This window comes from Mycobacterium sp. (assembly GCF_035499775.1).
GTDB lineage: Bacteria > Actinomycetota > Actinomycetes > Mycobacteriales > Mycobacteriaceae > Mycobacterium.
In genome coordinates this window covers 1-11519 of sequence record NZ_DATJYB010000496.1, presented here as the reverse complement: position 1 = coordinate 11519, position 11519 = coordinate 1, and the positions used below count along the sequence as shown (strand labels likewise).

The following is an 11519-nucleotide window of genomic DNA, read 5'->3' as shown; positions in this document are numbered from 1 at the left end:
AAGTCGATGGCAGCCGAAGGGACAACTCTACGATCCTTGATGCGGCCCAGTATGCTTCCGCGTCCGAAATACATCGGATAGTCGGCCATAACTCAATGATGTTGCCATCAAAGATGGCTCACGCCCAGCGGTCGCGTTGGGTTCAAGCTTCGCGATGGCGCCGCAATTCGATGCCCTGGATGAGCTTCGCGCGTTTCTCCGAGATGACCACCGTTCGTGGTGCATGCTTGCACGTGCATGCTTGCACGGCTGGTCACGAGATCCCGATTAGTTGCCCCGGATCGGCGGCTTTAGCAGCGGATGAAGCGTGTGACGAGCGGTGTTGGAGCGCTAGTTATTCCAGCGCTTGTCCCGATTCTGGCGCTCGCGCGCGGTATGACCGTCATGCAATGCCCACGCGAGAGACAGCAACGCGAACACCGCTAGCAGTGGCGTTAGCATTAGCCCCACCTTCCTTCTAAGAGTGCGACTTTCATCATCTGAGCATGGCCGGTCGAAATGTCTTCCATGCTGGCGTCTGTTTCGTGGTTGCGGCTACCTTCAGTAGCTGCAGTCAGTTCAGGGGAAACTGTTGACCTTTGATTGTTGTGCGCAGCACGCGCCGGTAGCGTGACCCCACCGGCACATACAAGCCCAGCTCTCTGCGTGCGGCCTGTACCACGTCTCGGCGATTGACCGTCACGTCCTCGTATTTCTGCAGCGCGGCCCGTTGTTCTTCGGGCATGCTGTCTAACCATCTCTGGATTCGGTCTGTCAAGCCCTCTTCGGACTCGACTTGTCTGACCCATTCTCCTAATTGAACCGACTGTTGGTAGGTGTAAGCGATCACAAGATCAGCGGTTTGGTAATTGCCGGTAAGGGCCAGCTCGCTGATCACCCTATCGATAGCCTCCGCTTTGTCAGTCAGTACTTGCGCGCGGAATTCCGGCGGAAGAGCCTTGAGCACCTCCAGGTCCCGGCCCACGCTCAATGCCTGAGCGTAAAGCGTTTTCATCTCATCGTAGTGGAAACGCTTCTGCTGAGACCTGCGGTCGAGCCCACCCGTGCCGAACGCGATGATGCCCGCGAGGACGACGAATGCGCCGCCCAGGAGTGTGCCCTGTCCGGGGGTCAGGTTGTGCCAGAACTCCATCCAAAAGCTCATCTTCACCTGCCTAGCGCGTTCGTGCGCTGCGAGGTGCGCTGCGACTCAAGAGCTTCCGTCACTTACAGGTCGGCGAGCGCGATGCCGGTGAGCCCCATGCCGAGGTGCACCATTTCCGTGTCGACACCGGTGTCGAGGTTGACGTAACGGATGCTGCCGCCGAGATCGCCTACGTAGAACTCGGATTCGGAGACGGCGGCCACGCCGATCGCCTCATGGTATCCGCGAGAGAGGATCTCGGGTGTGTCGACGCTCGGCTGCACCATCGCACGGTTGAGCGTGTTGCCCTCAGGCTCGGCGCCCCGATCGGTCCACACCAGCGTCGCGCAGGCGAATAGGTGCAGATCGATGGGCTCAGGCAGGTCCTTCCACAGCAGCTCTATGTCGTCGCGGTGCTGGGCGCTGGTGCCCGGCCGCAGATCAAGGGGGGCACGAAAGATCCTGCCCTCGCCGGCTTTTGGTGCACCTTTCTGCGTCCAGTACAGCAAGCGCCGATCCAGATCCACGGCGATGCCGACACAGTGATTGCTGGCCGCCTGCGCGGCCTCGTCACCGGCCGCCGGCACCACCAGTGGACGCAGCTCACTACCGTCAAGGTTGCACGACAGCACCTGCATGCCCTCGCGATCGCACCAGTACAGCACGCCCGCCTCGAAGTCAGCGGCGAGCTGCTTGCCGGTCGTGAAGGTCCCGCGCGGCACGATCGTGACGCGATTGCTCCCGTCGAGATCGGCACGCTCCAGTGACCCGTTGCGGGCGTAGGCCTCTTCCGAACGTGGGCCGCTCCCGGGGTCAGGAGCGCCCATGTTCGTCCAATACACGTGGCCCCGCACCTGGTCGACGACGATGCCGTCGGCCCTCTCGTCGATTCCCGTGATCAGGGTCCGCACCCGAGTGCCGTCCAAAGACACCGCCTGCATTTCCTGCTTGCCGTCGTTGAGTACCAGCAGCTCGGTCATCGGCGGTCGCCTTCACCTTCGGCGCCCTGACCGACCGAGAAGGACGGCATGGCATCGCACAGCGCCTGAACGTCCTTGCCCGCCTGCATGACCGCGCCGTCGGGTCGCACGATGGCGGCGCTCGCTCGGCCTCCCCGCAGCCAGCGACCAAGCTGGCTTTCCGGACTGACGGAGACCACGAACGCACCGCGGCTGCTGAGCTGCTTCTCTTGCGATGCGGTCGGGGGTGAGGAAGTAACCAGCGCAAACCGGTTCCCTACCACCTGATCGAAGTGCAGGCCATCGCGCAAAACAGGGTTCGGGCTCAGGCTACCGGCCAACTGCCCCGGCCTGCGGGACTTGACCACCAGTGCCGACCGGTGCAGCCCTGGCGCTACGCCGTCGGCGGCGCTGGTGCGCGTGCCTGGCAGGCGCACATGCGCCAGCCGCGGGAACACCACCTTGCGGACCACGTCGCCGAGCCGGCCGCCGCCGGTCATCGCGGCTCCGACCGACACGGCCATCAGAATCATTGCGGCCGCATGGGCTTTGCGCTCCTGCTCGTAGGTGTCCAGCACGCTTTCGGGCAACGACTTGCCGAGCACCCCGGCCACTTTCCAGGTCAGGTTGAGCGCGTCACGCAAGCCCGCCGCCATGCCCTGGCCGACGAAGGGTGGGGTGAGGTGGGCGGCGTCGCCGAGGACGAACACATTGCGCTCGCGCCAACTACTGGCCACCTTCGCGCGGAAGGTGTAGGCGGTGACACGTACCAGCCGCAATTGCTCGGTGGGTGTGTCGCCCAGCCACGGCTTGATCAACGGCTCGATGTGGCTGATTTTTTGGTAATCCGCCGCGGTCTCACCGTCTTTCAGCTGGAATTCCCAGCGGTATCGGGTAGGCCCGACCCGCATGTAGGTGCCGGCGCGCTCGGTACTGCAGAGTTGGTGGCAGCCCTCCCACTGGTTGAGTTCGGCGTCGGTGTCCACGTCGATGACCAACCAGTCCTGCTGGAACGACAGTCCATACATGTGCGAGCCCATCGACGCGCGCACCAAGCTGTTGGCGCCATCGCAGCCCAGCACGTAGCTGGCCTCGATGGATTGCTCGCCACCGCGCACGCGATCGAGGAAGCTCACCCGCACCCGACCGGGCTTGTTTTGCGTCACGCTGGTGACCTCGACGTCGCCCCGTAAGATGACGTGCGGATACCTCTTGAGGTTGGTGCGCATGAGCGTTTCCAGCTCGGGCTGGTCGAACATGTTCATCTGCGGGTAGCCGTTGGCGCTGGGCTCCGCGCTGCGCTTTAACTCCGCGAGCACCTTGAAGTCTTTGTCCAGCAATCGAAGACCGTGCGCGGACCGCCGGTGGGCGGCGAACTCGTCGCCGACACCGAGGCGAGCCAGGATGCGGTAGATCTCGTCGTCCGCGTGCACCGCGCGGGGCAACGGGTAGACGGTTTCGTGCCGGTCGAGCACCACCGTCGGAATGCCGTATTGGCCCAGCAGCGTGGCCGCGGTGATGCCGGTCGGGCCGGCGCCGACGATGATTACCGGCACGAAGTCCGGCAGTGAAGCCGGGGCGCCGTGAGATTGTGTGTTCATGCTTGCGTTCATCGGAAGACCACCTTGTTGCGCTGGGTGCCGAGGTCGATGAAGCCGTCGTCGGTGGCCACCGTGGCCTCCACGACATCACCGTGATGCAGGTAATTGGGGTTCTTTGCCTGAGCGGCAAGGAATGTCGCCATGTCAATCTGGTGCGGGTTCTCGATTCCTCGCGCGGTGATCGCCGTGCCGACCGGGGTGCCGGTGAGCACGATATCGCCGGCCTCGAGCTTCTGGAATTTCGCCAGCGTCTGCAGTGCCTGAACAGGCGAGTAGAGCATGTCGCCCTCGACCACCATGTTCTGGCGCACCTCGCCATTGACCTTCAGTAGCACCCGCAGGTCACCGAATCGCTTGAGCTCATCGCCATCGATTAGCACCAGCGCCGGGCCGATCGGGGTGAAGGTCGGGTACGACTTCGATTCGTAGAACTGCGCTTTGGTCATCTGGACATCGCGCGCCGACACGTCGTTGGTCACCAGCAGCCCGTGCACGAATTCGGCCAGGTTGGCCTCGGTCACCTCGGTGCCCACCGGCACGTCACGGCCCATCAGCAGCCCGATCTCCACCTCGTAGTCGAGCAGCTGCACGTGCGGGGGCTTGACGATGTCGTCGAACGGACCAGCGACGCTACCGGAGGCCTTGCGGAAGAAGGTCAGCGGCGTCTTGGCGGGGTCGCGGCCGACGTCTCGCACATGGGAGGCGTAGTTGGTGGCCTGAGCCACCACGCGGCACGGCGTGGTGACGGGCGACAGCAGCTGAAGGCTTTCCACCGGCACGGTGTCGGTGGAGTGCGCGGCGGCATCGATGGCCCCGCGGTCGGCCAGCACCTCGGCGGTGCTGGCCGCCTCGGTGCGGATGCGGGCGGCGCCATTCGGCGTCTGCACCCACCATGCGTCGGCGGTGCGCAGGATCGAGACGGACATTTGCGAATCCTTACTTTCTAGGTTGGTTGGTTGACGTTAGGAATTTGCTACGTTGAACAGCCCGCGCAGGGCGGACAAGTCGAACTCGTTGTCGTGGCGTAAGGCATCGAGCATCAAGGCAACTTCGCGCGTGGTCTCACCCGCTGTGCCCACGCCCAGGAAGTCCTTGCTCGGCGGGGGACCCCACTGAGACAGACCCGAGGAGGTCAACGGGGCCCAGCCGGGCTCCAGGGTGTTGTCGAACATGTCACCGTCGGCGTAGTGCTCGACCAGGAACCCGCCCTCCGGGTCGCGCCAGTAATCGAATATCTGGCTGCCCTGGATGTGACGCCCGATGCCCCAGGAGCGGAAATACCCTTGCTCGCGCAGGTATTCGCCACCGGCGGCCAGCGCGTCCAAGTCGGCGACCTGGTAGGCCGAATGCACGTAGCGGTGGGTCGGGCCCAGCGCCATCGCCAGCGTGTGGTGGTCGGCGGGGACGGAGCCGCGGTCACAGCGGATGAAACTCATGATTGGTCCGCGCTCACGCTGGCCTGGGTAGAAGCAGAAGTCGCTGACAATCAATCCCAAGTGGTCCAGGTACCAGTTCAGCGCCTCTATGTATTTCGGCGTCTGCAGGACGATGTGCCCGAGCCGCTGCACGCGCGCGGGCACCCGCGGTGGACGCTGGGTGGCGTTTGCCCGGACGGTGTCGTGACTGGGGCCGAAGTTGAACACGTGGGGTTTCTGCGAGGGCAGCTCGGGCAGCTCGTGGACGCCCGACACGACCCGCAGGGAGATTCCGCTGGGGTCGACCAGGTCAACCGTGACTCCACCCAGGTTTTCGGGCAGTGCGCGCACGGTGGCCCCGGTCGCGTCGGCCAACCGCAGCAGGTCGGACTGCTCGGAGGCGACGAAAGCCGGCCCGATGAAACGAGAACGCGCGCCGCGGCGGATCAGCACACAGGGCGCGCCGGCGTCGCTGCCACGCAGCTGCAGCTCGTCATCGGTACGTAGCACGACGCTGTACCCGAACGCCAGCGCGAACGCCTCGGCCTTCTTGAGGTCGGGCTTCTCGAACTCCAGCCAGATGACGTCGTGGACCTTGATCACGGGGTTGGCCGAGCGTCCCGGGTGCTCGCCGGGCAGGCCGCCCTCTTCGCTGTGCAGGCCATTGTGGGCGTTGTGGGCGTCGATGAGTTGGTCAGTCATTGCTCGCTCCCATGATGCTTCCTTCCTTGAAAGGCGTTTATTGCCAGGGCTTCAGCGGGACACGCGGAGGCGCACCGCATTCGTGACTAAGCATGCCGCGACCGGGTGCGTATGTCGTTGCCGCTGACGGCAATCGGCATACCCTGCTAGCAGGTATTCACGGTCTGACGAATCGTCAGAACTGGATTGACTGACAAAGTGTTTGAAGGCGCAGCAAAGCGTGCCGAGGGTTAGCTTCGTCGAGCGGTGCTTTCGAAAGCTGGAATGCGCGGCGATCCCGATGTCCACTCGTTATCCAGGGGAGGCCAGCGCATCGGAATCATGGCTGCTGACGGTAGTCCTGGATGAGCCGATCGCCGGATTCGAGCAGCCGGCTTCTCACAGCGTCGAGGTCTGCGTCAATCAGGGAGTAGTCGCGTTTGCGCCATCTGCCCCCAATCATCACCGATTCGATGTTGGCGACATTGGCATAGAGGGCGGCGGCGACTGAATCTTGCGCCGGCCAGAGGTTCAGCGCCCGCGCATCGATGACGACGAGGTCGGCTTGCATACCCGGTTGGATGCGGCCCACGCGGTGGGCCAGCCCGAGGGCGCGTGCTCCTTCGACGGTCGCCCACGACAGCGCCTGCTTGCTGGTGGCCGACTGCGTCAAGGACATGAAGCCGGTTGCCTGCCGGTGATGTTCGTGGTCTAGACCGCGTTGCTGGGCTAGCGCGATCCTCGCTGCGGTAAGGATTTCGCCGGACACGGCCGTTTCTGTGTCGGTGCCCAACGACGGTGCCGCACCATGCGTCAGCAGGCGTCCGGTGATTGGGACGCCGTGGCCGTGACTGAGCTCGTTTTCCGGGGTGGCGGTAAAGCTGACGCCCGCAGCGATCAGCCTAACGATCCACTCTTCGGTCAGGCCGGCGCCGTGCACGATGTTGGTGTGCGGGCCCAACAACTCTGCGCCGCATGCGGCTTCCCATGCGGCCGCGGGTTGGCCGCCGCTTTGGTGCATCGAAACGATGAGGTCGCGCTCGGCGGCGGCACGCATATCGGCCACCGCGACACGTGGTGTCGAGTACTGCGGCCCGCCGATCGCCATCCCGACGGTGAGCAACTCATGTGCTCTGGCCGGGCCGTCAAGCAGTCGGTCCACCTCAGCCACCGGATGAGCGACATCGGGTGCCCGGTTCGGTGTGCCGTGCAGGAAAACGGCACGAATGCCGGATTTCTGCAGTCCTTCGACGGCGGCATCGGTGTGCTCGGACGTGGGATTGTTATGGCACCAGTCTCCGAGTGTCGTTGTGCCACAGTTGATTTGATTCAGAGCGCCGGCCAGATTCCCGATGTAGAGATCGGCAGGCGTGTAATGCCCTGCCAGGCGCCCATGCATGCGGTGCAGATATTCCGGCAATGTCCAGTCGGCGCCCGCTAGGCGCAGCGCACTTTGCCAGGTATGTAGATGCGCGTTGACAAGCCCAGGGATGATGATGCGCCCGGACAGATCGACGGCTTCGGCGCCGGGACTGTCGAGCCGGTTGCCGATGTCGGCGATGCAGTCTCCGTCGACGAGGATGTCGATGCTTTCTGCGTCGGGCCGGTCCGGAGACATGGTGACCACCTGCGCTCCGCGCAGCACGGTGTGCCTCATATGCACGCGTACTCAGGCCGGGCCTGACGCATCCCACGGCACCGTGCCCGAAAGCCAATGGGTGACGCGCTCTTCGTGGTCATTGCGGTGAAGGTGCCGCGGCGGCTGGGCGAACGTCGCGTAGGGCGGCAACCAACGACCATGCGATTCTCTTCGACGCGCATGGCCTCGATAAGCGGCCGAGATTCCTCGCGGAGCGACTCGCCCGACATTCTGCCGCCGACGGCCATCATCACGTCGCACCGTGGGTACGATCAATGGGTTCCTTGGCGAGTGGTAGCAGCATGACAAGTCGTCCTTCCAGTCTGAATTGGAGTCGATGCCAGCGGTGAGCAGCGCCGGGCTGGATATTATGGATACAGTGTTGCCGTTATTGCGCTGCTTGTCAAGACGCCCGATACTGGGCGCGTGACCGCGCGCAGCGAGCTAACCCAAGAAGACCCCCCGGTCGCCGCTCCCGCGGACGGCCGCCCGTCCCGCCAGAACGGATCGTCGACATGGCGCTGCAGATAGTCGATGACGAGGGCGCTGAAGCGCTTTCGATGAGGACCCTCGCTCAGCGACTGGAGTCGGGAACGGCCAAGCTGTATCGCCATTTCGCCAACCGCGGCGAGGTGATCGCCCACGTTGTAGACCGAGTGTTCGGCGAGGTCGAGTTCAGCACAAAAGAGCTAGCCAAAATGGGATGGCAGCGGGCATGCGAGTCATACGGACGATCCATGTTTGAGGTGTTGGGCCGGCATCACAACGTGGCTCCGCTACTCGTCGAGCATGTGCCCATCGGCCCGAACGCGATGGCCCAACGCGATGTTTCCCGCCACCCACGCTGTGGCCGGCTACCTGCCTGTGCCGTTGAAGGAGCAATTCGCGCTCGGACTCCGGGTTGATCATCAATGGTCTGGCTGGGATGAGCGGTCGCGCAACATGATTGGCTTGGCTCCGCTCATCGACCGTAGGTGCTGTGGGGAATCACGATGTCCAGGGTCGTCCCACGTCCCGGTGGACTTGCGACGCGCATCCGCCCGCCTAGCACCTCAATGCGGTCGTTGAGCCCGATTAGCCCGGAACCCTTAGCCGAGTCGGCGCCGCCGATGCCGTCGTCGGAGATGATCAAGTTCAAGTTTTCGTCGTGGATGTGCGCCCGAACCGTCACCTCGGAGGCCTGAGCGTGCTTGGCGGCGTTGGCCAGTGCCTCCGCCACCACGTAGTAAGCGGCGACCTCAACGGAGTCTGGCAATCGTTGCCCGATCGCGACGTCGAGCGTGACAGGCACCGCCGAGCGACGGGCCAAGGTTTTGAGCGCCGCCTGTAGCCCTCCGGTTGACAGGATCGCCGGATGAATGCCCCGGGAAATTTCCTGCAACTCCGTGAACACGTCGTTCAAACCCGAAACCGCTTCGGAAAGATCATGTTTCAGGCCGTCGGACTCGGGTGGCACCGACTCCTCGGCCAGCCGCAGTTTCAGTCCCAGCGATACGATCCGTTGCTGGGCCCCGTCGTGGATATCGCGCTCGAGGCGGCGGCGGGCGTCATCGGCAGCGGCCACAATCCTGGCGCGCGAAGCGATCAGCTCCGCGCGGGTGGTGGCGGCAGCGATCGCGGTCGCTACCAGCTCGGCGAACTCGGCGATGCGTCCCTCGGTATCGGGGGGCAGGGGGTCGGATGCGGTGGTGCCTACGACGGCTATTCCCCACACCCGTTCGTCGACCACGATCGGGGCCCCGACGCGCGACCGGAGACCCAACTCGCGAAAGCGGTCGGCAATCGAGCCGGCGGCGCCCTCCCAGTCGTCCATCCGCACCGCCTGACGGGAGCGCAACACCATTGCCGAGACATTGTCGCCCTCGGTGCTCAGCCGTTCCCCCACCTCCAAGTGCGGCACGCCGAGCGTCGCGTAGGAGGCGACCACGACGATCGCCGCGCCGTCGTCCTCGTACCGAAGCACCTCGGCGCTACCCACATTCAGACAATCGGCCATCTCCTCGGCCACAGCCGAAAAAACCTCCGACTGGCTCACACCCCGGGCGACCGATGTCGCGACTCGCCGCAACGCGGCTTGCTGCCTGGCCAGCACGCTGAGGTTGTCGGCCAGTGCGCGGAGGCTGTCGCGGCTAGCCTGGAGTTGAGACCTGGTGGCGGCGTTGACAATTGAGGTGGCGACCAGATCCGCATAGTCGGCCATGCGAGTTTCGGTGTCGGCCGGCAGGGGCCCCGTCGTGGACGCCACAGCAACCGCGCCCCAGACCTGTCCTCCGACAAGTACGGGAACAGCGACCATGGACTGAATGCCGAGCTCGCGAATGAACGCGGCCGTCGGGCCGGCCGCGTCCTCGTGACTGTCGATGCGGGCGGCCCGGCCGGTTCGCTGAACCATCGGGGCGACGTGGTCTCCCTTCAGCGAAAAGCGCTGACCAACCGTCGGCGCGTTGGCGTTCAACTCCTCGGCGCGCCCGACAGCTTCCATGACGAGGCAATCACCGTCGAAGCGGATCACAGTCGTGTTGTAGGCATCCAGACATTCCCCCAGCTCCTCGGCCACCGCATGAAATACCTCTGCGGGCTCTGCCTCCCGCGCCACCAGTTCGGCCACCCGACGCAGCGCCGTCTGCTGTCTCGCGAGCACCTGCAGGCTGTCGCGGCTGGTCTGCAGTTCAAACCTGGTGGCGGCGTTAGCAATGGAAGTGCCCACTAAGTCGGCGAAGTCCGCTATGCGCCCCTCTGTTTCCGCGGGCAATGGACCGGTACGCGACAGTACGACAACCACGCCCCACAGGTGTGTGCCGACCAGGATAGGGACGCCGACCGCGGATTGCGCACCGACCTCGCGCGCACGGGCAGTCGCCCAACCCGTCGCGTCATCGAAGGTGTCCATCCGAGCCGGACGGCCGGTGCGTCGAACCATCCCGACAACGTGGTTGCCTTCCATGGGAAACCGCTCCCCGATCGCTGGCTTGTTCGGCATGTCCGGGTCCAGTCGAGCAACCGCCTCGATGGCCATCGCATCACCTTCGTAGCGGAGAACCAGCGCGTTGAAGATGTCCAAGCAGTCTGCCATCTCTTCGGCCACGGCGTTGAACACGTCCCCCGGCTCCGCTTCGCGCGCAACGAGTTCCGCAACACGGCGCAACGCCGTCTGGTGCCGGGCGAGCTCGCGCAAGCTGTCGCGGCTGGAACTCAGCTGTTCGCGCGCCGCCGCATTGGCGATCGCGGTCGCGACGAGGTCGGCGAAGTCGGCGATGCCCACCTCGGTGTCGGCCGGCAGCGGGTCGCCCCGCGAGGCTACGGCAGCCACGCCCCACAGCTGTTCCCCGACCATGATCGGGACGGCGACCATGGATTCCACGCCCATCTCGCGGATGCGTGCGGCCGAAGCACCCGCCGCGTACTCGTGGCTGTCGATCCGAGCGGGCCGTCCGGTGCGCCGAACCGTCACGGCGACGTGGTCGCCGTCCAGCGGGAACCGCTCACCCACCGCCGGTGGATTTGGCAGGTCGACCTCCGGACGCCCAAGCGCTGCAATAACGATGTAATCGCCTTCGTAGCGACCCACTGTCGCGTTGTGGACGTTCAGAATATTGGCCAGTTCCTCGGCTACCGCGTTGAACACCGCCGCAGGCTCCGCCTCGCGGGCGACCAGTTCTGCCACCCGGCGCAGCGCCGTCTGATGCCGGGCGAGCTGACGCAGGCGATCGCGGCTAGCACGCAGGCGCTCCTGGCTGGCATCCAGTTGATCGCGCGTCGCGGTATTGGCGACCGCGATAGCCACCAGCTCGGCGAAGTCTGCGATGCGCGCCTCGGAATCGGACGAAAGCCGTTCCCGCTCCGCCGAACTCGCCGAAAGCACCCCCCAAACCCGGCCATCGACGATGACCGGAACACCTATTGCGGTGCAGATGGCGGCTCCTTGTCTGGCAGGATGCCCAGTGCTGAACACCTTCGACAGCAGCTCGTCGTCCGCCACTGTCAGGCGGGTACCGCTCGAGAGGTTCTGCATCCCTGGCTCATGCCGGGCGGTGAGGATGGTGGCCGTCTTGTCGTCGTCGTAGCAAGACAGCCGAGCCTCCGTCACGTGCATGCATCGCG

7 protein-coding genes and 1 pseudogene are annotated in these 11519 nt (G+C 64.8%); 1 reads left to right on the top strand and 7 read right to left on the bottom strand.

The genetic code is table 11. The features are described from left to right. Positions 1-553 precede the first annotated feature (553 nt). From VML93_RS30515 to VML93_RS30490, 6 genes are all read right to left on the bottom strand, one after another. On the bottom strand, positions 554-1150 hold the full coding sequence (locus VML93_RS30515) for a hypothetical protein (protein WP_325616299.1): 597 nt from the start codon (positions 1148-1150) through the stop codon (positions 554-556). A 56-nt stretch (positions 1151-1206) separates the two neighbouring features. Further along, positions 1207-2103 carry a hypothetical protein gene (locus VML93_RS30510; RefSeq protein WP_325616298.1) on the bottom strand — a complete coding sequence of 299 codons (897 nt, stop codon included), beginning with the start codon at positions 2101-2103 and terminating at the stop codon, positions 1207-1209. Continuing rightward, positions 2100-3683, bottom strand: coding sequence for a bifunctional 3-(3-hydroxy-phenyl)propionate/3-hydroxycinnamic acid hydroxylase (locus tag VML93_RS30505; RefSeq protein WP_325616297.1), 1584 nt, complete (start codon positions 3681-3683; stop codon positions 2100-2102). The genes VML93_RS30510 and VML93_RS30505 overlap by 4 nt, the downstream gene beginning before the upstream one ends. Before the next feature lie 8 nt (positions 3684-3691). Further along, complete coding sequence (locus VML93_RS30500; RefSeq protein ID WP_325616295.1) at positions 3692-4609, bottom strand: fumarylacetoacetate hydrolase family protein; 918 nt, start codon at positions 4607-4609, stop codon at positions 3692-3694. A gap of 36 nt (positions 4610-4645) precedes the next feature. Beyond that, positions 4646-5800 carry a VOC family protein gene (locus VML93_RS30495; RefSeq protein ID WP_325616294.1) on the bottom strand — a complete coding sequence of 385 codons (1155 nt, stop codon included), beginning with the start codon at positions 5798-5800 and terminating at the stop codon, positions 4646-4648. Positions 5801-6119: 319 nt separating this feature from the next. Continuing rightward, on the bottom strand, positions 6120-7436 hold the full coding sequence (locus VML93_RS30490; RefSeq protein WP_325616292.1) for an amidohydrolase family protein: 1317 nt from the start codon (positions 7434-7436) through the stop codon (positions 6120-6122). Positions 7437-7933: 497 nt separating this feature from the next. Here VML93_RS30490 and VML93_RS30485 point away from each other — a divergent pair. Further along, positions 7934-8245: pseudogene (locus VML93_RS30485) on the top strand (TetR/AcrR family transcriptional regulator); the annotation flags it as partial. Between the two features lie 134 nt (positions 8246-8379). Here the strand turns inward: VML93_RS30485 and VML93_RS30480 are convergent. After that, positions 8380-11505: a GAF domain-containing protein gene (locus VML93_RS30480; RefSeq protein WP_325616290.1), complete on the bottom strand. Its 3126-nt coding sequence runs from the start codon at positions 11503-11505 to the stop codon at positions 8380-8382. Positions 11506-11519: the final 14 nt, after the last annotated feature.